Raw genomic sequence first — 25,291 nt, forward strand, 5'->3', positions numbered from 1 at the left:
GTGAACATACCTGTCTCTCCGCCCCCCACCCCGCAGCAAGCGGCTTTCGCGGATGTCTTGCGCCGCAAGCACGGCCTGCGCCCGGCTGAAGGCCTGATCCTGGTCGCTCTGGCGCTGGTGCCGCTGTTCGGCGACCAGTATTACGCGCTCGGTGCGCAGATCCTCGTCGCCATCATCTTTGCGCTCTCCCTCGATCTGCTGGTCGGCTATGCCGGCATCGTGACGCTGGGACATGCCGCCTTCTTCGGCGTCGGCGCCTATGCCGCCGGCATTGCCTCGCAACGCGGCTGGGGGGAACCCTTGAGCGGCCTGTTGATCGGGGGGATTGCCGCGGCCCTGGCCGGGGTTGTCATCGGTGCGATCGTGCTGCGCACGTCCCGGTTCACCTTGCTGATGATCACGCTCTGCACCGTCTTTCTGTTTGGCGAAATTGCCAACAAGGCGACCAGCATTACCGGCGGGGTCGACGGCCTGCTGGGCATGGAGACCTGGCCGATCTTCGGCACATTCGAATTCGACCTGTTTGGACGCGCCGGCTACTGGTTTGCGGCAGCGGTGTTTCTGGTGGTGTGGATGGCCGTTCGCCGCCTGGTACACTCGCCGCTCGGCCTGTCGATCATGGCCATCCGCGACAATCCCGGACGGGCAGCGGCCATCGGCATGGCGGTCCTGCCGCGACAATTGCTGATCTTCGTCATATCCTGCTTTATTGCAGGGCTTGCCGGCGCATTGCAGGCCGAGATCAATCAGTTCGTCGGCCTGAAGGATATCAGCTTCGAGCTGTCGGCGACCATCCTCGTCATGCTGGCGCTTGGCGGATCCGGCCGGCTCTACGGCGCCATCCTCGGGCCCGTGGTCTATCTGGTGGCCCAGGACATGCTGTCAAAAGACAATCCGGTTCTGTGGCAGCTCTGGCTCGGCATCCTGATTGTCGGCCTGGTGCTGTTTGCGCCCGGCGGCCTCACGCAATTGTATATCCGCCTGAGAGAAAGGCTTGGCCGATGAGCGCGCTGGAACTCCGCAACCTCACGCTGCAATTCGGCGGGCTGATGGTCACCAACGACGTGTCGTTGACCCTTGAAAAAGGCGCGCGCCACGCGCTGATCGGTCCGAACGGGGCCGGCAAGACGACGCTGATCAATCTGATTACCGGCCGGCTGGCGCCGCGCAAGGGCACCGTCCTGCTGGACGGGGCTGATCTCAAGGGCTTGCCGCAACACCGGCGCACGCGGATGGGGCTTGTCCGCAATTTCCAGGTGACCAATCTTTTCACCAGTTTTACCGCAATGGAGAACATCGCGCTGGCGATCAGCGAGCGGGAGGGATACGGGCTTTCGGTGGCGGGTCACCATGGATTTCCAACGACAGTGGTGCAGGAAGCCGAGGAGATCGCCCGTCGCATGCGCCTGGCCAAGGTTCCGCATATGCCGGTCCGCGATCTCGCCTATGGTCAGCAGCGGCTGGTGGAACTTGGCGTGGCGATGGCCCTCAGACCGAAAGTGCTTCTGCTCGATGAGCCGGCCGCAGGGCTTCCTGCCTCGGACCATGAGGTTATCCTCGGCGTTCTTGACGAATTGCCGGCGGACGTGGCGGTCCTGCTTGTCGAGCATGACATGCCGCTCGTTTTCCGCTTTGCCCGAGAGATCACCGTGCTGGCAGAGGGAACCGTCATAGCGCGCGGCACGCCCGACGAGATCCGTCACGATCCGCAGGTCCGTACCGCCTATCTGGGAAATCGTTCATGACCGAAGCCGTGCTTGAAATCAGCAATATCGTCAGCGGCTACGGTCCGACACGAATCGTCGACGGCGTCAGTCTCTCCCTGCCGGCGGGTGGCGGATTGGCCCTTCTCGGCCGCAACGGTGCGGGCAAGACGACGCTGATGTGCACGATCGCCGGCCGTCTTCCCCTGAAGGAAGGCAGTATCCGCCTTGCCGGTGCGGACATCGGAACTCTACCCGCCAGCCAACGCTGCCGGCGGGGAATAGGCTTCGTTCCCCAGGAGCGGCAGATCTTTGCCACGCTCAGCGTCGAGGAAAACCTGCGTGTGGCCGATCTCGGCCGCGGCTGGAGCGTCGAGCGCGTCTACGACCTGTTCCCGCGGCTGGCGGAGAGACGCCGAAACGGCGGCGGGCAGCTTTCCGGCGGCGAGCAGCAGATGCTGGCCTTGGCGCGCGCGCTGATGAGCGATCCGGTCTGCCTGCTGCTGGACGAGCCTTTCGAAGGCCTGGCACCTGTCATCGTCGATATGCTGCTCGAGGCGCTGATCCGTCTGCGGGCAGAAAGTGCCCTGTCCCTGATCATTGTCGAGCAGCATGCGCGGATGGCGCTGGAGATCGCCGAACAGGCCATCATCGTGGAGCGCGGACGGATTCGGACTGAAGGCACGAAGGAAGACCTGCTCGGTCGGTGGCAGGAGATCGAGGATATGCTCGCCGTCACCCATTGAGGGCCGTCACCCATTGAGGCGGGACGTGCCGGCGTTCCGGATGGCAAGCGGCATCGATTGGGTGCCCGCTGCATCCGCCTTTGACTTGTGCCTGTCGGCCGGCGGCCATACGTCCCGCCGGTCGGACGTTTCCCGTTATCGAGACTTGGTGTCGCTGGCGGGATGTTCCGGAATGGTAATCTCGACGCGCAGCCCGCCGGACTCTGTGTTCCTGGCCGTTGTCCTGCCGCCATGCCATTCGGCGGCCCGTCGCGTGATCGCCAGCCCGAGGCCGAAGCCTGAGCGCGTGGTCGCCGTCGAACTTTGAGAGAATGGCTGGAAAATCGCCTCCAGTTCCGCTTCCGGCACGCCGTGGCCTTCGTCCTCGATCGACAGCATCAGCTGCTTGTGCCGGACCTCAGAGGCGACGAGGACCGACGTGCCCGCCCCGGTATGGGCGATCGCGTTGCGGATCACGTTCTCGATCGCCCGGTAGATCAGCTCGCCATTGACGGAGGCGACAAAGGAATCGACGCCTTTATATGTCACGACGATGCCGCGGGCTTGCCCCTCGAAGCCGGCGTCTTCGACAATCTCCCGAACGAGATCGACAACATCGAGGGTCTGCCGCTCGAAGCGCGGGGTGCTGCGCTCGGAGAGCCTGGCCAGGGTCAGGATTTCGCCCACCAGTTCGTCGAGGCGTTCGACCTCCCGTCCCATTCTCTCGATCATTGCCGTCAGTCGCGCGGGGTTCTGCTGCAGCACGCCGATGGCGGCCTGGAGCCGGGACAGGGGCGAGCGCAGTTCGTGGGAGACGTCATGGAACAGCTGCTGCTGGGCAACCTGGAGCGCCTGAAGCCGCGTGGCGGTAATGTCCAGGTCATGGGCGAGAGAGGTTATCTCGTCGCGCTTGCTGCCGATCGTATGGGCGATCCGAACATCGAGCTGGCCGTTTGCCAGGGCCCGGAGTCCGTATCGAAGCTGTTCGACGGGCGTGATGAAGTAACGGGCGAGCCAGTATGCGGCGGCAGCCGCGGCAAAAAGGGCCGCCAGCCAGGGAACTGCCCGCGGCCAGACCCTGGATATCGCGCTCTGCGCCGATCTGGCAATCTCCAGCCGATAGCAAGTCCCGTCGCTGACCGCATGTCTGACGAAACCCTTCCCGTCGGTCGAAGTGCAGTCGATTGCCGGTCCAATCTGTGTAATGCCGATCGGGACCACGTGGCCCGTCCGTTGAACGGCCGTGATCAGATGCGTTGCTGCGTCCAGTCCGTCGGATTGCAGAAGCTGCGCTGCCGTTTCCAGCACGAGAGCATGTTCACGGTTGACGGCCTCTTCCTCGAAGGGCGACTGAAACAGCGTGCTGATCGCAAAGAGCAGCGCTATGGATCCGGCCATGGCCAACCAAACGACGCTGAAGAACTTCCAGAACAATCGACTCATGACTAGCCTTCCAGAAGCTGGTAACCACGGCCCCGAACCGCCTGTATCCAGGATTGTCCGTCCGCCCGCGCCCCAAGCTTTTGCCGGATACTGCTGATATGCACATCGATCCGTCGGTCAAATGCGGTCAAGGGCCGGCCGAAGGCGCGAAGCGAGATCTCCTGCTTGGAGACGAGTTGGCCAGCAGACCGCACCAGCACCTCCAACAGGCTGAATTCCGTGCCCGTCAGCTCAAGCTGGCTGCCATGCCACTCGGCTCTCCTGTTCGACGGATAAAGGACCAGCGCGCCGGTCTTGATTTCTTCGACAGCGCCCTCGCGGCCGGCACGGCCGGAACGACGCAAAATCGCCCGGATCCGGGCTGCCAGTTCGCCCGGCGAACAGGGTTTGGCGACATAATCGTCTGCGCCCAGATTGAGACCGGAGATCCGGTCGATATCGTCGCCGCGCGCCGTCAGCATCAGCACCGGCACATCGCTCACCTGTCGGATTTTCCGCAAGACTTCTATGCCGTTCATCCGCGGCATCATGATATCCAGCACGATGAGATCGGTCGAGGACGCCATCGCCTCGGCGACCCCGATCCGGCCATCCGCGGTTGTTTCCACGGAGAAACCTTCCTCGGTCAGGTATTCGCTGAGCAGATTCGTGAGTTCGATATCATCATCGATCAAAAGCACCTTGGTCATGTCTTGCATCCGTCCGGTCGATGCGTGCACCTTTAATCCTTGCAGGCCGGGAATACAGCACTTTTACACATCTTAACACGTTCTTGACCGACATTTACATCGCGATCCCTATAGTGCGGCCGATAGCTTTCGAAGCAGCACGGATACCATGCGCGTCATATTTTCCTCCATTTCGATCTTGGCCACGGTGGCGTTTCTCTCCGGCTGCACGAGCCTGGGCACACTCAAGCCCTCAACGTCTGTGGTGGCCGCCTATTGGCACGCGACATTGCCGCATGGCGGTCGTTCGACCGATTTGGTGGCCTGGTGGGCAAGTTTCAAAGACCCGTCGCTGACTGAATTGCTGGGTCTGGCGGAACGCGAGAATCCCACCGTCCAGGAAGCGGTCGCCAATATCGACAAGGCTCGGGCCTCGCTAGATAGCGCGGCAGCCGGGCTTTTTCCGTCGCTCGATGGCTCGGCCTCTGCGACGCGGGGAGGCGATAAAGGCGACAAAGCCAATAGGGTCGGGGCCACAACCAGCAAGGATGGCGCTCTTGATGCTTCCTGGGAGCTTGACCTCTTTGGCAAGACCAAGAAGGAGACGCAGGCTGCGGCATTGCGCGCCGAGGGTCAGGTCTGGTCGTGGCATGACGCACGGGTGTCCGTGGCGGCCGAAGTCGGTGACTACTATGTGCAATATCGCGCGTGCCGCCAGTTGGAATGGCTTTACCGGGACGAGCTTGCGTCGCAGCGCGAAACAATCCGTGCGACGGAGAAATCGGCGCAGTCGGGATTTACCTCGAAGGCCGATCTGGCGTTGGCCCGGGCGAGCGCCGCATCATCGTCGTCCAGCCTGACGGAGCAGCGCGGAGAGTGCGACATCATCGTGAAATCGCTGGTCCAGCTGACGGGTGGTGATGAACCCCTCGTCAGAAAGCTCCTGGACCAGGGAAAGAGCCGCATTCCGCAGCCATCTGCATTGCGGATCGTCTCCGTGCCCGCCGAGGTCCTGAGGCAAAGACCTGATGTCAATGCCCTGGAAGCCGAAGTCGCAGCGACCATTGCCGACGTCGGTGCCGCCAAGGCCGATTTGTACCCCAGTCTCAGCCTGAGCGGATCGATCTCCATCAGCGAGTCCTCGTTAAGCGGCACATCTGTCCCCTGGTCGTTCGGTCCGGCGCTCTCGATACCGTTGCTCGATGGCGGAGCCAGACGCGCAGCGGTCAGAAGTGCTGTCGCGGATTACGATGTCGCGGTCGCGAGTTACAAATCTGGCGTTCTGACGGCTGTCTCCGACGTCGAGACGGCTCTTGTCCAGGTCAATACGGCGCTCAGACGCATCTCTGATGCCAAGATCGCGGCTGACAACTATCAAAGCTACTTCAATTCGGTTGACCAGAACTGGAAATCCGGAGGGGCTAGTATCCTCGATCGCGAAGAAGCGCGTCGCTCGGCACAGTCAGCGGCGATCACCCTGATCGAAATCCGGCGCGACGCGATTCGATACTGGATCGCACTTTATAAAGCTCTGGGAGGCGGATGGTCCGCTCCGGATGCCGTCTCAACAGCCTCTGTCAACGGAATACACTGATGCGTAGATTTGCCTTTCTTCCTGTCGCGGCGGTCCTCGCCTGCACACCCTATCTTGCGCTCAGCATCTCGGCCCAGGCCCAGGATGCCGAACAGAGCAGCAGTCAGGCAGCGGCCCTGACGGTCAGCGCCTCCAAGCCGGAGACAAAGTCATGGTCGGTGACCATCCCGGCAAGTGGCCGTCTTGCTGCATGGCATGAAGCCATCGTTGCCGCGGAGGTGAGCGGGCAGAGGATCACGGATATCAGGGCAGATGTCGGAACGTCCGTGAAGAAAGGCGATCTGCTCGTTCAGTTCGCCCCCGAGACCGCGCAGGCAGACCTTGACCAGGAGAAAGCCTCGGTCGAGCAGGCTGAAGCCGATCTTGATCAGGCGGTGGCGAACGCTGACCGCGCACGGGGACTGACGGGCTCGGGTGCGCTGTCGAGCCAGCAGATCACGGAATATCTGATTACCGAGCGCAAGGCGAAAGCCGAACTGTCCTCGGCGCGCGCCGCATTGGCATCCGCCCAGCTGACGCTGGACCGCACCAAGATCTACGCGATCGACGATGGGGTGATTTCCGAACGCTCGGCCTCGCTTGGCAAGGTCGTCACGGCCGGCGACGAGTTGTTCAAGCTGATCCGGCAGAACCGGGTCGAGTGGAAGGCCGAGCTGCCGGTCAAGCGCCTGGCGGACGTCAAGGAAGGCACTTCGGCGGTCATCCCCACGCCGCTCGGCGAGGTGAGGGGCGAGGTCAGGCTGATTGCGCCGACCACATCGACCGACAACGGTCGGGTGACGGTCTATGTGGCCTTGCAGCCCGCCGTCGGCATGCCGCAACCAAAGACCGGCATCCTGATCAGTGGCTATTTCGAGTTTGACCGTACCGATGCCCTTACGGTGCCCGCGACCGCCGTCATCATGCGGGACGGCTTTTCCTACGTGTTCGTTGTCAACGAGGGAGACCCGGCGACAGTGGCGCGAAAACGCGTCGAGACCGGCCGGCGACAAGATGATCGCATCGAGATCGTATCGGGAATCGAGAAAGCCGACGCAGTCGTGACAGCAGGCGGTGCATTCCTTGCGGACGGTTCGGTCGTGCGGGTCACCGACGTGTCGGCCGCGGCCCAGACTGAGGCTTCGAAATGAATTTTTCCTCCTGGTCCATCCGCAATCCCGTTCCGCCGGTCCTGCTTTTTGCATTGCTGACCGCCTGTGGCCTATGGGCCTTCAATCGTCTCGACATCCAGAATTTCCCGGACATGGATCTTCCAACGATCGAGATCAGCGCCTCGCTCGATGGAGCGGCCGCCTCTCAGCTGGAAACGGAGGTGGCGCGCAAGATCGAGGATGAGCTGACGGGCCTGGTCCAGCTGGATTCGGTCACCACGACGATCACCGACGGCTCTGTCAGTATCTCCGTCGCCTTCGAAGTCGGCAAAGACACGCAAGAAGCGCTTGACGAGGTCAAAAGCGCCGTCGACGAGGCGCAGGACGACCTGCCGGAGGAAATGAATGCGCCAACCGTCTCGAAGCAGTCGCTGAACTCGTCACCGCTGATTACCTATGTGGTGCGCTCCGACACATTGGACGATGCGGAACTGTCATGGTTCATCGACAATGACATGGCGCGCGCGCTGATGGCCGTGGATGGTGTCGGCGAAGTCGGTCGCCTGGGAGGCGTCGACCGGGAGATCAGGGTCGAGCTCAACGCAAACCTGCTCGACGGCTTGGGCTTGACGGCAAACGACGTCAACGGGCAGCTCGAAGCGGTGCAGTCCGATCTGTCCGGCGGCAAGGGGCGCATTGGCGGCGAAAGCCAGTCGGTTCGCACCCTGGCGGCGGCAGACAGCGCGGAGCAGCTTAAGGCTATGCCGATCCCGCTGCCAAAGGGCAGCTGGGTCCGGCTGGACGAACTTGGTACCGTGACCGATTCCCACAGCGATCTCAGTTCGCTTGCCTATCTGAACGGCAAGCCGGTCATTGCGGCGCAGATCAAGCGTTCCAAGGGATATTCCGACATTGCGGTCACCGACGATGTCCGCGAGGCGATGGTGGCCTTTGCTGAAGCCAATCCGCGTGTGACCATCGAGGAAGCCTACAACACCATCGTGCCGACCGAACAGAATTATGAATCGTCGATGCACATGGTCTATGAGGGTGCGATCATCGCAATCTTCGTGGTCTGGCTGTTTCTTCGCGACTGGCGCGCCACGCTTCTGGCCGCCGTGGCATTGCCCCTGTCGATCATACCGACGTTTCTGGTCATGTATCTGCTTGGCTACTCGCTGAACACGATCACGCTGCTGGCCCTATCATTGGTCGTCGGGATTCTTGTCGATGACGCGATCGTCGAGATCGAGAACATCGAGCGACACCTCAATATGGGCAAGAGCCCTTACGAGGCGGCAATGGAGGCCGCAGACGAGATCGGCCTGGCGGTTATCGCCACGACGTTCACGCTGGTCGCGGTGTTCTTGCCGACGGCCTTCATGGGCGGAATTCCCGGCATTATCTTCAAGCAATTCGGGATCACGGCGTCGGTCGCCGTGCTGGCCTCGCTTGTCGTGGCACGTTTGGTCACGCCGATGATGGCGGCCTATCTGTTGAAGGCGACCGGCAAGACCCATGAAGACGACGGCCGCCTGATGAGTGGCTATCTCTGGCTTGTCAAAGGCGCCCTTCGGCATCGCTGGATCCCGGTACTTGGCACTGTCGCGTTCCTGGCATTCTCGGCCTTGCTGCTGAGCCATCTGTCGACCGGATTCTTCCCGGCGTCGGATGACGGGCAGACCCAGGTCTCCGTCACCACGCCTCCCGGATCGACGATTGAATTTACCGATGCCGCGGCACAAAAGGCATCGCAAATCATCGCCGGCGTCGACCATGTCACCTCGGTGTTTCAGGCGACGGGCACAGCGTCGACCGGCGGCGCGAACAGTTCCACGAGTTCGAGCACCGACAGCGCCACGATCGTCGTCAATCTGACGCCCATCGACGATCGCGATGTCAAGCAGTCGCAGATCGAAGACGATCTGCGCAAGGCCTTGGAGGCGTTGCCGGGCGTTCGTCTCGAGATAGGCTCTGGCGGCAATGGCACCGAACTCACGCTCACCCTGGCTGGCGATGACTCCGACCTTCTGGAGGAGGCAGCAGGCAGCCTCGAGGCCGAATTGCGCACCTTGCCGGGCATCGGCAATGTGACATCCTCTGCTGCCCGGCAAGCGCCCGAGGTCACAATCAAGCCGGATCTGGCGCAGGCCGCATCTCTTGGCGTGACCTCTCAGGCGATCGCCGAGGCGATCCGGGTTGCCACATCCGGGGCCTATGATGCCGCCCTGTCGCAGCTTAACCTTCCGGAACGCCAGGTGCCGATCCGGGTCATGCTCGACACATCAAGCCGGCAGTCGCTCGACGCGATATCCCTGATCCCTGTCGAGGGCGCCGAGGGCAATGTGTCTCTGGGTGCGGTTGCCGATATTTCGATGGGATCCAGCCCCAGTCAGATCGACCGGCTCGATCGGTCGCGCAATGTCTCGCTGACCATTGAACTGAATGGCAGGAGCCTGTCGGAGGTCACGGCGGAGGCCGCGCAGCTCTCCAGCTACAAGAATCTGCCGCAGGGGATCAAATTCGTCGAGCAGGGCGAACTGAAGCGTCAGAGCGAGCTGTTCAGCAGTTTCGGTCTGGCCATGGGAATCGGCATCTTCTGCGTCTATGCGGTTCTGGTGCTTCTCTTCCACGACTTCCTGCAGCCCGTGACCATTCTGATGGCACTCCCGCTGGCGCTTGGCGGTGCCCTGCTGCCCCTGGTGCTGACCGGGACCAGCTTCTCGATGCCCGCGGTGATCGGTCTGCTTCTTTTGATGGGGATCGTGTCCAAGAACTCGATCTTGCTCGTCGAATACGCCATCGAGGCGCGCCGGGGAGGCATGTCGCGCTATGATGCGCTGGTCGATGCCTGCCACAAGCGCGCACGGCCGATCATCATGACGACCATCGCCATGGCAGGCGGCATGCTACCGGCCGCCCTCAGTCTCGTGTCGGGGGATTCGAGCTTCCGCCAACCGATGGGCATCGTCGTGATCGGTGGATTGATCACCTCGACGTTCCTGAGCCTTCTCGTCATCCCGGTGGTGTTCACATTTCTGGATGATGTGGTGGTATGGCTCCGTGCGAGAGTGGGAAAAACTGCGGCCTGAGGCCCTGCTCAACCGAAGCGCATCTGTAGAGGCGCTTCGGTTGAGTTTACGAAAAGCCGGGATCCCCGGCGCAGGTCAATCGCCGCGCAGGCGATCCTCCAGGATAAGGCTCATCTCCCAGGTCTCGGCGAGCCGGGTGCGCAGCAGGCCGGGGCCGCTGATATCCAGCGCGCCGCAGAGGCTACCGGTGGTGATGATTTCGCCGGCCGAAAGCGTGTCCAGCGGGCGCGTGCTGTCATTGGCCCAATCCATCAGCCAGGCCATCGCGTCATCGGCGGGGTGACGGGCGTCTGCGGCATGGATGGACGATCCCTCCAGAAGGACCTCCAAAGGGTTCCCCCCGACGGTTTCCAGCATATCGTTCGGCAGTTCCGGGCCGAGCGCGTAGCCGGCATTGCCAATCCGGTCGGCGAGAAACAGCAGATACGGCGCCTTGCTGCCTTCCGCGATTCGGCTGTCGAGTATCTCGATACCGAGATGAACGCTGCCGATGGCAGCCTTGACCTCGTCGCGGCTGTAGCCGCCTTGTCGCGGCGGCAGGGCCGTCGCAAACCGCACCGCAATCTCGACTTCGATCCGCGCGCCCTTGCGCCAGGGGAGGGCCGGGACCGGATCGGTTTCGATCGCCAGCGGCAGCAGCCGGCCGATGACGGCAATGCCATCCGGGGAGCAGGCGACCTTATAGCCGACCGGCCCGGCAGGTGCGGGTTCATAGGAGGCTTTCTGGACCGCCATGGCCTCCGTGACAGTTGCCGGCACAGGCAGATCTGGCGCGGAAAGGCGGTCACCGGCCGCAGAAAGGACCTTGGCGAGGTCGTGGATGTTTATAACTTGGGACATGGCGGGGATCATCCGGAAATAGAGTGTTGGTCAGGACGGGATGGCGGTTTGGCGGTCGAGCCGCGGATCATAAGCTGGCTTTCGACCGGTGGCGGGTCAATGGGGTGGCCCTGTTCGAGGCAGGCGAGCAGATAGTCGGCGGCGCGGCGGCCGATCTCGGCATTCTCGACCCGCATCGTGGTCAGCGGCGGGTCGATCTGTTCGGCCATGGCGACATCGTCAAAACCGGTGATCGACAGCTCGTCCGGCACCTTGATGCCCAGTGCGCGCGCCTCGATCAGGGCGCCGATCGCCAGGGTGTCGTTGCCGCAGACGATCGCCGTCGGGCGGGGGCCGGGCGCCTCCATGATGGCCTTGAGGCTCTGTCGTCCGAACACGATGGTCGGCGGACCCTCGTGCACATGGTGCGGCCGCAGCGCAATACCCTCTTCGGCAAGCGTTCCCCGCAAACCCTCCAGCCGGGCGAGCACGCGGTCGTTGTCGAAGGCCGGCTGATGGATCAGGCCGAAATCCCGGTGGCCAAGATCGAGAAGATGACGGGCCACCCGGCGAAAGGCCGCCCTGTTGTCGAAGCCGGCGAAGGGATGCGTCGCTTCGGCGCGATAGGAATACATGACGATATAGGGCACGCCGCGGGCGCGGATCATATCGAACACGCCGTCGCGCTGGGATTCGCCGACAATCGCCAGCGCCTCCACGCCGCGGGCCAGCATGGCGCGCACCTGGGCCTCGGCCTGCCGGCCATCGTAGTTGGAGCAGCCGATCAGGACGGTGATGCCGGCCTCCGCCAGCCGTGTCTGCAGGGCTCCGACCTGCGAGGCGAAGACGTCGTTGTCGAGGGTGGGGATCAGTACGCCGACCAGCCAGGTGCGGCGGCTGGCAAGGGCGGCCCCTGCCGGATGCGGCATCCAGCCGAGATCGGCGGCAATCTTCAGGATCTTCTCGCGGATCTCGGGGGCAACCTTTTCCGGCGCGTTGAAGGCGCGCGACACCGTCGCCGTCGACACGCCGGCAGCCGCTGCCACATCGAGCGCCCGTGGCCCTGTCGCCTTGCCTCTCTCCTTTGCTCCCCGCCCCATCCGCTCCCTTTCAAAATTATGTATTCGCGTACAATGAGATAAAGGTTCTGACGCCGGGATCAAGTGCCGATTGCTTGACAGCCTTGCTTTTGCTGATATGTATGCGCTTACATTTATGTAGCGCCTGGAGGCGGAAGCGGCGGTTGGACGCCGGATCCGGAGGCGCGTATGCGGAGGAGAGACCATGGACGCGGTCAAGAAGAACCTGCTCAAGCCCATCGAAGCGATTATCGCCGGCTGCCTGGCCGTGATGTTGCTGCTGGTCTTCGGCAATGTCGTGCTGCGCTATACGATGAACAGCGGCATCTCGGTCTCCGACGAACTGTCGCGACTGCTCTTCGTATGGATGGTCTTTCTCGGAGCGGCGGCGGCCCTGTTCGAGCGTGCCCATCTCGGTGTCGATACGCTGGTCCATGCCTTGCCGCGGTCCGGCCGCATCGTCTGCTTTGCGCTTTCCAACGCGCTGATGCTTTACGCCACCTGGCTGATCGCCACGGGCACCTGGAAACAGTTTGAAATCAATCTCGGCATGACCTCGCCGGTCATGGGGATTTCGCAGGGCTGGTTCTATGCGCCGCTTCTGGTGTTTGCCGCCATATCGGCCGGCTGGTTCAGCCTGATGATCCTGCGCACGCTGATGGGCCGGATTGAAGACGAAGAACTGATCAGCGTGCGCGAAAGCGAGGAAGAGGTGGATATCGACGCCTATCGAAAGAAGGACGACGGCAAGTCCTGAAAGCTCGGCGAAACCGCCGGCCCCTCGTTCAACAACCAAGCATGACAGCGCGGCGCGCACGGCGTCCCGTCCCTGCCGGAAACCACATCCATGACAATTCTGATCTTCGTCACCTCGCTGCTTGCTGCCATGGCCATCGGCATGCCGATCGCCTATGCGCTGATCCTCTGCGGCGTTGCGCTCATGCTGCAACTCGACATGTATGATGCGCAGATCCTGGCGCAGAACCTGGTCGGCGGCACGGACAGCTTCACGCTGCTGGCGGTTCCTTTCTTCATGCTGGCGGGCGAGGTGATGAATGTCGGCGGCCTGTCGCGCCGCATCGTCAACCTGGCGTTGACGCTGGTCGGTCATGTGCGCGGCGGCCTCGGCTATGTCGCGATCATAGCCGCCTGCATCCTGTCGGCGCTGTCGGGATCGGCCGCCGCTGACGCTGCGGCGCTTGGCGCGCTGCTGGTGCCGATGATGGTGAAGGCCGGTCACGACAAGGCGCGCTCCGTCGGTCTGGTCGCCTCGGCCTCGATCATCGGGCCGATCATCCCGCCCTCGATCGCCTTCATTCTGCTCGGCGTCACCACCAATCTGTCGATTTCCAAGCTGTTCATGGCAGGTATTGCACCGGGCCTGATGATCGGGCTTGCGCTCGCCGTGGCGTGGTTCATCGTGGCCCGCAAGGAAAAGACGGAGCTGCGGCCGCGCACCTCGGCTGCGGAACGCCTGAAGGTCCTGCGCGAGAGCCTCTGGGCGCTTGGCCTGCCGGTCATCATCATCTTCGGCCTGAAATTCGGCCTGTTCACGCCGACCGAGGCCGCCGTCGTCGCCGCCGTCTATGCGCTGTTCGTCTCCATGGTCATCTACCGCGAACTGAGCCTCAGCCAGATCTACGGCGTCTTCGTGTCCTCGGCCAAGATCACCAGCGTCGTCATCTTCATGGTCTCGGCCGCCCTGGTTTCCGCCTGGCTGATCACCATTGCCGATCTGCCCGGCCAGGTCGTGGAACTGCTCGCTCCCTTCATGGAAAGCCCGCGGCTGCTGATGCTGGTCATCATGATCCTGATCGTCGTCGTCGGCACCGCAATGGACATGGCGCCGACCATTCTGATCCTCGGGCCGGTTCTGGTCCCGGTGGTGGTGGCAGCCGGGATCGAACCGATCTATTTCGGCGTGCTCTTCATCATCAACAATTCGATCGGCCTGATCACGCCGCCCGTCGGAACCGTGCTCAATGTGACGGCAGGCGTGACGCGCACCAGCATGGATGCGGTGATCCGCGGCGTCACGCCGTTCATGATCGCCCAGCTCATCATGCTGGGTCTGATGATCGTCTTTCCCGAACTCGTCACCGTTCCGGCCGCCTGGCTGTCGCGCTGACCCGATGAAATCCGTTTTCGCATAACAACCAGGAGGAAACATATGCGCAAGCTCGTCAATGCACTCTTCGTCGGCGCCATGCTGGCATCCGTCGCCGCATTTCCGGCCAAGGCCGAGATCCATGAACAGGTCATCCGCTTTTCCAGCGCCGGCTCGGAAGGTTCGCCGCTGGTCATCGGCCAGCGCAAGTTTGCCGAGATCGTCAAGGAAAAGAGCGGCGGCAAGATCGACGTGAAGGTCTTCCCGGCCGGCATGCTCGGCGGCGACATGCAGTCCGTCACTGCGCTGCAGGGCGGCCTTATGCAGATGTCGGTGATGAATGCCGGCCTGATGGCAAGCCTTGCCCCGAATTTCGCCTTGCTCGACCTGCCGTTCCTGTTTGAAAACGCCAAGGAAGCCGATGCCGTGATGGACGGCGAGGTCGGCAAGATCTTCGCCAAGGAACTCGACGCCAAGAACCTTGTCGTGCTGGCCTATTGGGAGCTCGGCTTCCGCAACCTGACCAACAGCCGCCATGCCGTGGAAAAGGTCGAGGACATCAAGGGTCTGAAGATCCGTGTCGTGCAGTCGCCGATCTATCTGGAAATGTTCCAGGCGCTCGGTGCCAATGCCGTGCCGATGCCGTTCCCGGAAGTCTATACGGCGCTGGAGACCGGCACGGTCGACGGTCAGGAAAACCCTGCTCCGTCCATCCTGACGGCCAAGCTCAACGAAGTGCAGGATTACATGACGCTGACCCGTCATACCTACAATCCGATGGTCATGCTGTTTTCCAAGCCACTGTGGGACAAGCTCGACCAGGATGAGAAAGACCTGATCCAGCAGGCCGCCAGCGAGGCCGCCGCCTTCCAGCGCCAGACGTCGCGGGACGCCGATGCCAAGGCCGTCGAGGCGCTCGAGGCATCCGGAATGACCGTGACCAAGCTTGCTCCGGAGGAAGTTGCCCGGTTCCGCGAAGCCACCAAGCCTGTCGCCGACAAGTTTTCTGCCGCCGCCGATCCGGCTTTGGTCAAGCTGATGAACGACACCATCCAGCAGGTCCGCGCGGCCAAATAGTTCTCCCCGCCTGACGCGGAGGGTAAGCCTCCGCGTCCCTTTTTTCTATTCTGTCATTTAAAGGTTATCCGATGTACAAGCCCAACCGCCTGAAGGCCCGACTTCTTGCCAACGAGACCGTCTACGGTTGCTGGGTCGGGGGCGGATCTCCGACCAATGCCGAGATCCTCGGCCATGCCGGCTTCGACTTCCTGCTGGCAGACCACGAACACGGTATCGGTGAGACGCGCGAAATCATGGAGACCCTGCGGGCGATCGAAACGACGCCGACACCGGCCCTGGTGCGCGTTCCGTGGAACGACCATGTCTTCTTGAAGCGGGTCATCGATGCCGGCGTGCAGTCGGTGATGATCCCGTCGGTCGACACGGCTGAGGCCGCGCGCGCGGCTGTCGCTGCCTGCCTTTACCCGCCGCATGGCATCCGCGGTTATGCCGCCGGCGTCGTGCGCGCCTCGACCTTCGGGCTGGAGCCGGATTACATCCACAAGGCCAATGCCGAGATGCTGATCGCGGTGCAGCTGGAATCCTTCACCGCCGTCGACAATGCCGCCGAGATTGCCGCCGTCGAAGGTGCCGACATCATCTTCATCGGCGTCAACGATCTCGCGGGCTCGATCGGCCGTCTGGAACAGACCGGCCATCCGGATGTGCAGGCGCTGGTCAAGAAGGCCGAGCAGGCCATCCTCGCTTCGGGCAAGATCATGGGCACTGTGCCGAACGGCGGCGCATCGGTGGGCGAACTGCTCGAGCGTGGCTATCGCATCATCGCCGGCCCGCATGACGTGGCGCTGCTGCGCGATGCCGGCCGTGCTGCGATGGACGATTACAAGGCGCTTGTGGACGCGCGCGCCAAGGGTGACGGATCGGCTGCGGCCGGCGGCCTCGCCCGGTCCTATTGAGCGCATCCGACCTGCCAGACGAGGCGGGCCTCCGGGTCCGCCTCTGCCATTGTTTTAGTCATTCCCAGCGACGACAGGACCTTCGATGATCACGGTGCTCGGCTCCATCAACATGGATCTCGTGGCGACGCCGGCCCGGTTGCCGCGTCCCGGCGAAACGGTCTCCGGCGACAGCTTCATGACGGTTGCCGGCGGCAAGGGTGCCAACCAGGCCCTGGCGGCGCGCCGCGCCGGCAGCATGGTGCGCATGGCAGGGGCGGTTGGCACGGATGCCTTCGCCGAGCCGGCGGTCGCATTGCTGCGCCAGGCCGGGGCCGATCTGACGCTGGTCAAAACCGTGCCGGGCAGCACCGGGACGGCGCTGATCCTGGTTGGCGGTGACGGCGAGAATATGATCACCGTGATCGCAGCCGCCAATGGCGCCCTGACTGCGGCGGATACCGAACGAGCGCTCGATGGCATGCAGGCCGGCGATATCCTGATGCTGCAGTTCGAAGTACCGGCGGCCATCGTCGAACAGGCCCTCAATCTCGCCCGGCAGCGCGGCATCCGCACGATCTTGAACCTCGCACCGCTGGTGGCGGACGCACGGCGGCTGGCAGATCTTGCCGACATCGTGATCGCCAACGAAACGGAATTCGAGCTGTTGGCGGGCGAGGTGCTGGACAGCACCGGCGCGCGCGAGGCGATGCTGCGACAGCTGCATGCCAAGAGTGGCCAGACCATCGTCGTGACGCTTGGTGGCGAGGGGGCCATGGCCATGCAGGAAGGCCAGTTCTTCCGCGCCCATGGGCTTGCGATCACGCCGGTCGACACGGTGGGTGCCGGCGATACGTTTTGCGGCTACCTCGCTGCTGCGTTGGACCGTGGCGCGGATCTTGGCGCCGCCCTTCGCCATGCCGCGGTCGCAGGATCGCTGGCCTGCCTGAACCGCGGCGCGCAGGCCGCCATTCCCCTTCAGGCCGAGGTCGATATGGCTATGCTCGCGGCGGCTGAAGCCCTGAGCTGACCTGACATCACTCTTGCGTAAGGATCGACGGATCGAAATGCGTCCAGCATGAGGTCCGGCTGCTATCACGCACGCGGTTATCACGGATGGCAGACGCTCGGAAACGTGCGGCAATCTCTCCTTCGTCATGGTCCGGCCTGACCCGACCATTCATAACCCGTTGAAAGATATGGATCCTCGGCTCAAGGCCGAGGATGATTCGAAGAGGCATTGCGGTCTGCCGTCAAGTTGACGTCCGTTATCTCGGGCCTGTGCGTTGTCACAAAAGGTTCTTGCAAGCTTCACCAAACCGTCTCTCAGCCGCGCTAAACGGGGTCATGCAATTCATATTGCAAAGGAGAGAGAGATGACACGCAGATTGCACACGACCATCGCTGCCAGCGTCCTTGCCCTGTTTGCCAGCATCGGCACCGCCGAAGCCGCAACGACTGTGACCTTCTGGCATACGTTCAACAAGGGGAACGGTGAGGCGCTCGACAAGATCATTGCCGATTTCGAGGCCGCCAACCCCGACATCGATGTCCAGGCTGAATTCGTCGGCAACTACAACGACGTTGTCGCCAAGCTGCAGGCGGCGATCCCGGCGCGCCGCGCGCCTGATGCCGTTATCCTTGAAGTGACCCGCTATGGTCTCTTCGCCAACAACAACATTCTGACGGATCTGACGCCCTATGTCGACGCCGATCCGTTGAAGGACGACCTTTACGACTATGCCCGCGAAGTGGGCGTGATCGACGGCAAGAACTATATCGTGCCGTTCAACTCCTCGACGCCGGTGCTCTACTTCAACAAGGACATCTTCGCCCGCGCCGGCCTTGCCGCCGATACGTCCCTGAAGACCTTCGACGAAATCCTGGCCGCCGCCAAGACCATCTCGAACAAGCTCGGCGCCGAGGGCATTTCCGGCATTGCCGCACCCGGCCAGTTCGTCCGCTGGGGCCTTGCGATGGCCAATGACAGCGATCTGATCGACGCCAAGACCAACGAGATCCTGCTCGACACGCCGAACACGATCGAAGCCTATCAGTGGATGGCCTCGCTGGTGCATGAGCACAAGGTCGCCTCTCCCGACGGCGTGACCGATGAGGATAATGGCCGCGACGCTTTCCTTGCCGGCAAGGTCGGCATCATGATGAACTCCACCGGCAACTACGGCGGCGCCAAGAAGGCGATCGGCGATAATCTCGCCGTGCGGCCCATGCCCTGCAACAAGATCTGCTCCGTGCCGATCGGCGGCGCCGGGATCGGCATCATGGCCTCCTCGCCGAAGGAGGTGCAGGATGCAGCCTACAAGTTCGTCAGCTATGCCGCATCGTCTGAGGCCAATGCCATCTGGTTCGCCGCGACCGGTTATCTGCCGATCAACAAGAAGAGCGCAGCACTTCCCGTCGCCGTAAAGGCGCTTGAAACGCAGCCCGGCATCGATGTGGCGATCGACTCGCTGCCCGTCGCCCATGGTCGCGCCCGCTCAACGGTTGTCACCTGGATGCGCTCCACGGAATACAAGGTGTGGGAAGCCATGGCATTCGGACAGCAGACCGCCGCCGACGCTCTGAAGGATTTTGCCGAACAGACGCGCAAGGAAAGCCAGCGCGCCAGCAACTGATCCTCCCCTAAAACGCCACCGGTGGGCCTGTCGAAAGCCCGCCGGTGCTTGCCATAGCATGAAGTGCCATTGCCCATGATCCGCAAGCTCACGCCTTACCTGTTCGTTGCGCCGCTGATGATCTTCATCGCGGCCTTCACCTATGTGCCGATCCTCGCCAGCCTCAACCTGAGCGTCCGGCAGTGGAATTTCCTGACACCGGACATGCCCTTTGTCGGGCTACGCAACTATCAGGATCTCTTCTCGTCGCGGGAATTCTGGAACTCGCTCTGGGTGACCACGCTGTTTGCGGTCTTTTCCGTGCCGCTGCGGCTTGGCGCGGCACTTTTGATTGCCAGCTATCTGGCGCGCGAGACCTTGCCGTCCCGCCTGTTGCGCGGAGCCCTCTTTCTTCCCTTCGTGACATCGACGGTGTCGATCGCCGTGGTGTTCTCCTGGGTGTTCTCCACGGATTACGGCATGATGAATGGGATGCTGGGACTGCTGGGACTTGGAAAGGTGCCGTGGCTGCAGGATCCGCATCTGGCGCTGTGGGTGCTGATCTTCGTCAACACCTGGAAACAGATCGGCTACGATATCGTCATCTACATTGCCGGGCTGCAGGCCATACCGCAGGAACTCTACGATGCCGCCGCCGTCGATGGCGGCCGTCGTGCCCATATCTTCCGGCGTATCACCCTGCCGCTCGTCATGCCGACCACCTATTTCCTGCTGGTGATCTCGGTCATCGAAGCTTTCCAGGTCTTCACCATCGTCAACGTGATGACCCATGGCGGACCGGCCGGCGCCACCGACATGCTGGTCAACCTGCTCTACGAGGTCGGCTTCGTTCTGTTCGATATCGGTCGCGGCTCGGCGCTGGCCGTCATCCTGTTCGTCCTCCTGGTCAGCCTCGCCATCCTCAAATCCCGCATCGTCGGACGCAAGGTGCATTATGAAGCCTGACAATCCGTTTCGAGCCGGGCTGGCGCTTGTCGCCGGCCTGATCTTCCTGTCGCCGGTGCTCTATTCGATCTGGATGTCCTTCCAGACGTCGGCGGCCTATTATGCCGGCGGGCTGGAGTTCACGCTGGAGAATTACGGACGCGCCATCGGCCAGTTCCATTTTGCCCGCTACCTGCTGAACAGCCTGATCGTATCGGGGCTCGTGACCCTGATCGGCATTACGCTGGCCACCCTGGCGGCCTTCGCCTTTGCACGCTTCACCTTTCGCGGCGGCGATCTGCTGTTCGGGGCGACCGTGGCAACGCTGATGATCCCGAGCCATATCAGCCTGATCCCGAACTATCTGTCGCTGGCCAAGCTGGGTCTGCTCGATACCTATGCGGGGCTGATCCTGCCGGCGATCTCCAACGGTTTTGCGGCATTTTTCCTGCGGCAATATATCCGCGGCATTCCCAAGGCCCTGGACGAGGCCGCCTATATGGATGGCGCGACACCGTTGCAGGTCCTCTGGCGCATCATCGTGCCCCTGTCGCGGCCGGCCATCTCGTCGATGGCGCTCTACATCTTCATCACCGAATGGAACAGCTATATCTGGCCGCTGGTCGCGGTCGGCAAGCCGGACCTCTACACCCTGCAGATCGGGCTTTCCCGGCTCTATCGCATCAATCCCGGCGAAGGTCTGATCGACTGGCCGCTGGTCATGGCCGCGTCCACCATCACCATCCTGCCGGTTCTCATCGGCTTTCTGCTGGTGGAGCGTCATCTCGTGCGCGGCATCACCATGGGCGCCGTCAAGTAATTCAAGGACAGGACAATCATGACACGCATAGCATCCCATCGCGGTGGAACCCTGGAATTCGGCGACAGCACGCCGCAGGGTTTTGCCGCAACCGCCCGCATGGACCTTGAGGAAGTGGAATTCGACGTCCATCCGACCGCAGACGGCGGCATCGTCGTCCATCACGATGCGACCCTCGACGGCACGACCGATAGGACGGGCGAGATTGCCAAACTGACGCTGGCTGAGGTGCAGTCGGCCGTCATCAACTATGGCGCTGGCGGACATCCGCTGACCCTCGATGATCTCTGCGCCCTCTACGCTGGCAGCCGGGTGAATTTCCGCTGCGAGATCAAGCCTGGTCTTGGCGGCCGGCCCTACGAGGATTTCGTGCCGAAAGTCATCGCGACGCTTGCCGACAAGGGGATGCTGGAGCGCACCAGTTTTTCGTCCTTCCTCGTCAGGTCGGTCAACGAGCTTGCGGCCGCGACCGATCGGCCAAGGTTGTGGCTGGTCAGTCCGGCCGTGCTCCGCCAACTCGGGCCCGACGTGGTTATCGAGGTGGCGCAGGCGCACGGTATCCCGGAGATCGGCGTCCATATCGACACGGCGGACGACGCCCTGATGGAGCGTGTCACCGGTGCTGGTCTTACCTTCGGCTGCTGGGCGGCGCATAGCCCCGCACAGATCGAAAAGGCGCTCCGGCTCGGGGTTTCGGTTTTCACCACCGACCGGCCGAGCCTGGCCATTTCCATCCGCAACCAATATCGCCGGGAGATCACGGCATGAGCGGCATTTCACTGCGCGACATTCGCAAGGCCTATCCGGGTGGGCCAACCGTTCTGCACGGGGTGTCGATGGACATCAAGGAAGGCGAATTCGTCGTGATCATCGGTCCGTCCGGTTGCGGCAAGTCGACCCTGTTGCGGCTCATTGCCGGCCTTGAACGCTGTGACGCCGGCGAGGTGGAGATCGGCGGCCGGCGCGCCAACGATCTGGCGCCGCAGGATCGCGACATCGCGATGATCTTCCAGAATTACGCGCTCTATCCGCATATGAGCGTGCGTGACAATATCGCCTTTGGCCTGGAACTGCGCGGCGTGCCGAAGGCGGAGCGCCATGCGCGGGCTCTTGAGGTCGCCCAAATGCTGCAGCTCGAGCCCTATCTCGACCGCAAACCGGGCGCGCTTTCCGGTGGCCAGCGCCAGCGCGTGGCGATGGGGCGCGCGATGGCGCGCAACACGTCGACCTTCCTGATGGATGAGCCGCTGTCCAACCTCGACAATTCCCTTCGCGTCGCCATGCGCACCGAGATCAAGGAGTTGCACCGGCAGCTTGGCGCTACGATGGTCTATGTGACCCATGACCAGACCGAGGCTCTGTCGCTGGCGGATCGGGTTGCCGTGCTGAAGGACGGCCATCTTCTGCAATTCGACCGGCCGGATGTGATCTATGACCGGCCGCGCAACCGTTTCGTGGCCGGGTTCCTGGGCGTGCCACCGATCAACTTCCTGCCGTCCGAAAAACTCCCTGGCCTGCAGCATCTGCCGGCATTGACGGTGGGCCTCAGGCCGGAAATGTTGTCCATTCACGCCGGCCCACCTGCTGGCCCGGCCTTGCCGGCCAGGGTCATGATGTCGGAAATGACCGGCTCCGACATGCTGCTGCATTGCGACACTGCCGCCGGCCGGCTGACGGTCTCGGCGCCGCGCCGGGATGTGCCCCACAACGCCAGCGACATCTGGATCTCCTGCGACCTTGACCGTGCCCTGTTTTTCGACAATCAGACCGGCGAACGGGTCGATCTGGCCGGCGACCGTCAAAGCGTCCGGGCCACGCAGGATTGAGGACTGATGGACAAGCAGGAACCGATGCCGCAGGCCCTGGGCGACCTGATCAGCCGTTACTCCACCCGGTTGACCGAGGCCGATACGCGCCTGCTCGACGTCTTGATCCAGGATCCGATCCGTGCGGCCATGGAAAACGGCAAGGATGTCTCGTTCCGCGCCGGGGTTCATCCGGCATCGGCCGTGCGCCTGGCCCGCCGATTGGGATTCAAGGGTTATCCCGAATTCCGCAGCTTCCTGCAGGCCAATCTGTTGGAAGGCGGCAACGATTTCGAAAGCCCGGCCGCCCGCATGGCGGCTCGCCTTGTCCGCGCCGAGGAAGGCGGCCTGCTGGCCTCCGTGCTTGATAGCGAGATCGCCGCTCTGCAACAGGCCCGCAACAGCGTGTCCGATGCCGATATCCGCGCCTTTTCCGAAAGCCTGCGCGATTGCCGAAGGGTCTTTGTTTTCGGCCGGGGGCATTTCGCGGCCTTGTCGTCACTGATTGCCTTGCGGCTCAACCGTTCAGGCTATGACTCCGTCGATCTTGCCAGCCAGATGCATCAACTGGCCGAGGCGCTGGCGACGCTGACCTCCGAAGACGTCGTCTGGCTGCTGGCCTTTCGCCGGGCGCCGCCGCTTCTGCAGGAAGTCTGTGCGATCGCCACAAAATGCGGCGCGAAAATCCTGGCGATCACCGATGTCGGCGGAACCCGCATCGACCCCGTGCCGGATCACCAGATCCTGGTGTCGCGCGGCGAGCCCGGCGAATCCCAGTCGCTGGTCGTGCCGATGACGATTGCCAACGCGGTGATCCTCGATCTGGCGGCCATCGACCACGGCCGGTCTCTGCGCTCGCTGCAGCAGTTCAAGGCGTTCAGGGCCGGATCCGGTCTCTCTGCCAATCTCTGCTGACATCCGGTTCGGAAAGGGTCACGATCACCCCGGATTGGCCAGCAGGGCCCGCGCACTGTCAGCGTCGGTCACGATCGCGGTTGCAAGCCCCGCCTTCAGGGTGGCCCGCAGGATTGCCTGTTTGTGCAGGCCGCCCGAGGCGATGATTCGACTGGGAATGTCGCGGTAGGCGTTGAGGTCGAGCGAAATGACCTGACGGTTGAGCGGGTGATCGATCGGCTTTCCGTCGGCGTCGAGATAGTGTCCGAGCAGGTCGCCAACCGCACCGGCCCGGACAAGTTCTCCGATATCGGTCTGGGGCGGCAGGCCGTAGCGGACCTGCAGCGATTGACCGGTCACGTCGCCGACACTCAGGAATGAAAGATCGACGCTGGAACTCTCGCGCAGGAACTCGCGGAACACTGGCTGAGCCATGATCACGTCGTGCGACTGCATGCTGTCGGCGTAGATCGGTGCCGCAAAATAATGGCATTCGGCTTTCAGCACTTTGGCAAAGCGCCGGACGATCTCGAACGTGTTGATTTCCGAACCGCGCGTCAGGCCGCCCATCAGCGACAGCACCTTGATCTGCGGTGCGTTGGCCGGCGTCATCTGCTGCACGGTTTCGTTCAGGGTCGCCCCCCAGCCGACGCCGATCGATCGCGGCTGACGGCTCTCGATCAGGCGATCGAGGAAGGTGGCAGCGCTGCGGCCGAGTACCGCATGCATATGCCCGGGGTCCGACGGCGTCGGGGCGACAACCGCCTCCTGCAGGCCGAAACGGCGGCACAGCTCGCCCTCCAGTTCGACATTTTCCGACAGCGGTGAACTGAAGCTGATGCGCACGACGCCGCTTTCCAGCGCCGCGGCCAGAAGTTCGTTGACGCGGCGCCGGGTCAGGTTCATCCGCTCGCCGATCTGGGCCTGGGTCAGGCCCTCGACATGATAGAGCCACGCCGCCTTCACCATCAGTTGCTGGTTGTCCAAGCGTTTCCCCTCCCGCTCAAATGTCACATGCGCGTAACATATGTAACCTAGAACCGCTGCATAGACGGTCGCGACCCCGAAGGCAATTCTCACGAAAGCCTGTCGGTCGGCAACCCGTCCTGGCGGCCATTCCTCAAGGGAATGCGGTTGCCGGCATCAGCCATTTCGACCCACAGGAACCGGGCATCCGCTTCATGACCACCGAACTCCTCATCTTCGACTGCGACGGCGTGCTGATCGACAGCGAACCATTGGCGAGCCGGGTCGTCTGGCAGGCCCTGCAAGGGGCCGGCGCGACGATCTCGCAAGCCGAGGTCCACAATCGTTTTACCGGCTGTTCGCAAGAAGACGCTCGGCGCATCTGCCTGGAGGATCTGGGTCTCGACGATCTCGAAGCGGTGTTCGCGGGGTCACGCACCGCTCTTTATGGCGAGTTCGCCCGCTCGCTGACCCTGATGCCCGGTATCGCCGACCTGATCGGTTCGCTTGCCCATGCCAAATGCGTGGCGTCGAACAGCAGCATGGAGCGGCTGGAGAACAGTCTCGGCCTCTTCGACCTGTGGAATGCGTTCGCCCCCAACATCTTCTCCGCCGACATGGTGGCGCGGCCCAAGCCGGCGCCGGACCTGTTCCTGCTGTGCGCCCAAAAACTCGGCGTCGATCCGGCCCGTTGCCTGGTGGTCGATGACAGTCCCCACGGCATCGTCGGCGCGGTTGCCGCCGGCATGCGGGCAATCGGCTTTGTCGATCCGTCCGATCCGCGCAAGGGGCGCCATGCGGTGCTGCAAGAGGCCGGTGCCATGCTGGTTGCCAGCGGTGCCGACGAACTGCGCCAGGCTTTCGATACGGTTCTATCCACTTCATTCCGCCCTCTACCGCAACGCCGCGTCGCGGATGTTGCGGTCCCGCTCTGATCGATGTCCGCCGCGGTCTTCGCGGCGGGTGCGTC

Annotated in this window: 23 protein-coding genes; 18 read left to right on the forward strand and 5 right to left on the reverse strand. The window is 62.9% G+C overall.

Annotation, left to right across the window (positions count from 1 at the left end; translation table 11 throughout):
• From HGO38_RS13870 to HGO38_RS13880, 3 genes are read left to right on the forward strand one after another with little or no spacing between them, the layout of a single operon-like run.
• Positions 1 to 1,005 carry a branched-chain amino acid ABC transporter permease gene (locus tag HGO38_RS13870; RefSeq protein WP_250956488.1) on the forward strand — a complete coding sequence of 335 codons (1,005 nt, stop codon included), beginning with the start codon at positions 1 to 3 and terminating at the stop codon, positions 1,003 to 1,005.
• The gene (locus HGO38_RS13875) at positions 1,002 to 1,745 is read left to right on the forward strand and encodes an ABC transporter ATP-binding protein (RefSeq protein WP_250956489.1); all 744 of its coding nucleotides are present in this window, start codon (positions 1,002 to 1,004) and stop codon (positions 1,743 to 1,745) included. The genes HGO38_RS13870 and HGO38_RS13875 overlap by 4 nt, the downstream gene beginning before the upstream one ends.
• Positions 1,742 to 2,449 (forward strand): ABC transporter ATP-binding protein, encoded by a 708-nt coding sequence (locus tag HGO38_RS13880; protein WP_250956490.1) that lies wholly within the window; start codon positions 1,742 to 1,744, stop codon positions 2,447 to 2,449. The genes HGO38_RS13875 and HGO38_RS13880 overlap by 4 nt, the downstream gene beginning before the upstream one ends.
• Before the next feature lie 135 nt (positions 2,450 to 2,584).
• Here the strand turns inward: HGO38_RS13880 and HGO38_RS13885 are convergent, their stop codons facing one another.
• Complete coding sequence (locus HGO38_RS13885) at positions 2,585 to 3,871, reverse strand: HAMP domain-containing sensor histidine kinase (protein ID WP_250956491.1); 1,287 nt, start codon at positions 3,869 to 3,871, stop codon at positions 2,585 to 2,587.
• A 2-nt stretch (positions 3,872 to 3,873) separates the two neighbouring features.
• Complete coding sequence (locus HGO38_RS13890; RefSeq protein WP_250956492.1) at positions 3,874 to 4,560, reverse strand: response regulator transcription factor; 687 nt, start codon at positions 4,558 to 4,560, stop codon at positions 3,874 to 3,876.
• A 148-nt stretch (positions 4,561 to 4,708) separates the two neighbouring features.
• Between HGO38_RS13890 and HGO38_RS13895 the strand changes: the two genes are divergently transcribed.
• Genes HGO38_RS13895 through HGO38_RS13905 form a run of 3 tightly spaced genes read left to right on the forward strand, consistent with a single transcriptional unit; the run spans position 4,709 to position 10,316 of the window.
• Entirely contained in the window at positions 4,709 to 6,133 is a 1,425-nt protein-coding gene (locus HGO38_RS13895) for an efflux transporter outer membrane subunit (protein WP_250956493.1), read from the forward strand.
• Positions 6,133 to 7,263: an efflux RND transporter periplasmic adaptor subunit gene (locus HGO38_RS13900; protein ID WP_250956494.1), complete on the forward strand. Its 1,131-nt coding sequence runs from the start codon at positions 6,133 to 6,135 to the stop codon at positions 7,261 to 7,263. The genes HGO38_RS13895 and HGO38_RS13900 overlap by 1 nt, the downstream gene beginning before the upstream one ends.
• A complete protein-coding gene (locus tag HGO38_RS13905; protein ID WP_250956495.1) occupies positions 7,260 to 10,316 on the forward strand; it encodes an efflux RND transporter permease subunit in 3,057 nt (1,018 codons plus the stop codon). The genes HGO38_RS13900 and HGO38_RS13905 overlap by 4 nt, the downstream gene beginning before the upstream one ends.
• Positions 10,317 to 10,391: 75 nt before the next feature.
• Here the strand turns inward: HGO38_RS13905 and HGO38_RS13910 are convergent, their stop codons facing one another.
• Together HGO38_RS13910 and HGO38_RS13915 are read right to left on the reverse strand one after the other, a co-directional pair.
• On the reverse strand, positions 10,392 to 11,156 hold the full coding sequence (locus HGO38_RS13910; protein ID WP_250956496.1) for a hydratase: 765 nt from the start codon (positions 11,154 to 11,156) through the stop codon (positions 10,392 to 10,394).
• Between the two features lie 8 nt (positions 11,157 to 11,164).
• The gene (locus tag HGO38_RS13915) at positions 11,165 to 12,181 is read right to left on the reverse strand and encodes a LacI family DNA-binding transcriptional regulator (RefSeq protein WP_250956497.1); all 1,017 of its coding nucleotides are present in this window, start codon (positions 12,179 to 12,181) and stop codon (positions 11,165 to 11,167) included.
• 238 nt (positions 12,182 to 12,419) lie between these two features.
• On the opposite strand from HGO38_RS13915, the gene HGO38_RS13920 reads away from it, so the two are divergent.
• The 11 genes from HGO38_RS13920 (at position 12,420) to HGO38_RS13970 (ending at position 23,376) form a co-directional block, all read left to right on the forward strand.
• Positions 12,420 to 12,971, forward strand: a complete 552-nt coding sequence (locus tag HGO38_RS13920) for a TRAP transporter small permease (protein WP_250956498.1) — start codon at positions 12,420 to 12,422, stop codon at positions 12,969 to 12,971.
• 90 nt (positions 12,972 to 13,061) lie between these two features.
• Entirely contained in the window at positions 13,062 to 14,342 is a 1,281-nt protein-coding gene (locus tag HGO38_RS13925) for a TRAP transporter large permease subunit (protein ID WP_250956499.1), read from the forward strand.
• A gap of 42 nt (positions 14,343 to 14,384) precedes the next feature.
• Positions 14,385 to 15,398: a TRAP transporter substrate-binding protein gene (locus HGO38_RS13930; RefSeq protein ID WP_250956500.1), complete on the forward strand. Its 1,014-nt coding sequence runs from the start codon at positions 14,385 to 14,387 to the stop codon at positions 15,396 to 15,398.
• A gap of 71 nt (positions 15,399 to 15,469) precedes the next feature.
• Positions 15,470 to 16,297, forward strand: a complete 828-nt coding sequence (locus HGO38_RS13935; protein WP_250956501.1) for an HpcH/HpaI aldolase family protein — start codon at positions 15,470 to 15,472, stop codon at positions 16,295 to 16,297.
• 85 nt (positions 16,298 to 16,382) lie between these two features.
• On the forward strand, positions 16,383 to 17,306 hold the full coding sequence (locus tag HGO38_RS13940) for a ribokinase (RefSeq protein ID WP_250956502.1): 924 nt from the start codon (positions 16,383 to 16,385) through the stop codon (positions 17,304 to 17,306).
• Between the two features lie 346 nt (positions 17,307 to 17,652).
• Entirely contained in the window at positions 17,653 to 18,912 is a 1,260-nt protein-coding gene (locus HGO38_RS13945) for an ABC transporter substrate-binding protein (protein WP_250956503.1), read from the forward strand.
• A gap of 75 nt (positions 18,913 to 18,987) precedes the next feature.
• A complete protein-coding gene (locus tag HGO38_RS13950) occupies positions 18,988 to 19,857 on the forward strand; it encodes a carbohydrate ABC transporter permease (protein ID WP_250956504.1) in 870 nt (289 codons plus the stop codon).
• Positions 19,847 to 20,656, forward strand: a complete 810-nt coding sequence (locus HGO38_RS13955; RefSeq protein ID WP_250956505.1) for a carbohydrate ABC transporter permease — start codon at positions 19,847 to 19,849, stop codon at positions 20,654 to 20,656. The genes HGO38_RS13950 and HGO38_RS13955 overlap by 11 nt, the downstream gene beginning before the upstream one ends.
• An 18-nt stretch (positions 20,657 to 20,674) precedes the next feature.
• Positions 20,675 to 21,424: a glycerophosphodiester phosphodiesterase family protein gene (locus HGO38_RS13960; protein ID WP_250956506.1), complete on the forward strand. Its 750-nt coding sequence runs from the start codon at positions 20,675 to 20,677 to the stop codon at positions 21,422 to 21,424.
• A complete protein-coding gene (locus HGO38_RS13965; RefSeq protein WP_250956507.1) occupies positions 21,421 to 22,482 on the forward strand; it encodes an ABC transporter ATP-binding protein in 1,062 nt (353 codons plus the stop codon). Before HGO38_RS13960 ends, HGO38_RS13965 begins: the two co-directional genes overlap by 4 nt.
• Positions 22,483 to 22,488: 6 nt before the next feature.
• Positions 22,489 to 23,376, forward strand: a complete 888-nt coding sequence (locus tag HGO38_RS13970; protein WP_250956508.1) for a MurR/RpiR family transcriptional regulator — start codon at positions 22,489 to 22,491, stop codon at positions 23,374 to 23,376.
• Positions 23,377 to 23,400: 24 nt separating this feature from the next.
• Here the strand turns inward: HGO38_RS13970 and HGO38_RS13975 are convergent, their stop codons facing one another.
• Positions 23,401 to 24,342: a sugar-binding transcriptional regulator gene (locus HGO38_RS13975; RefSeq protein WP_250956509.1), complete on the reverse strand. Its 942-nt coding sequence runs from the start codon at positions 24,340 to 24,342 to the stop codon at positions 23,401 to 23,403.
• A gap of 194 nt (positions 24,343 to 24,536) precedes the next feature.
• On the opposite strand from HGO38_RS13975, the gene HGO38_RS13980 reads away from it, so the two are divergent.
• Entirely contained in the window at positions 24,537 to 25,256 is a 720-nt protein-coding gene (locus HGO38_RS13980; RefSeq protein ID WP_250956510.1) for an HAD family hydrolase, read from the forward strand.
• The last annotated feature ends 35 nt before the right edge of the window (positions 25,257 to 25,291 follow it).

The organism is Rhizobium sp. CG5, assembly GCF_023701945.1.
Taxonomy (GTDB): Bacteria; Pseudomonadota; Alphaproteobacteria; order Rhizobiales; family Rhizobiaceae; genus Allorhizobium.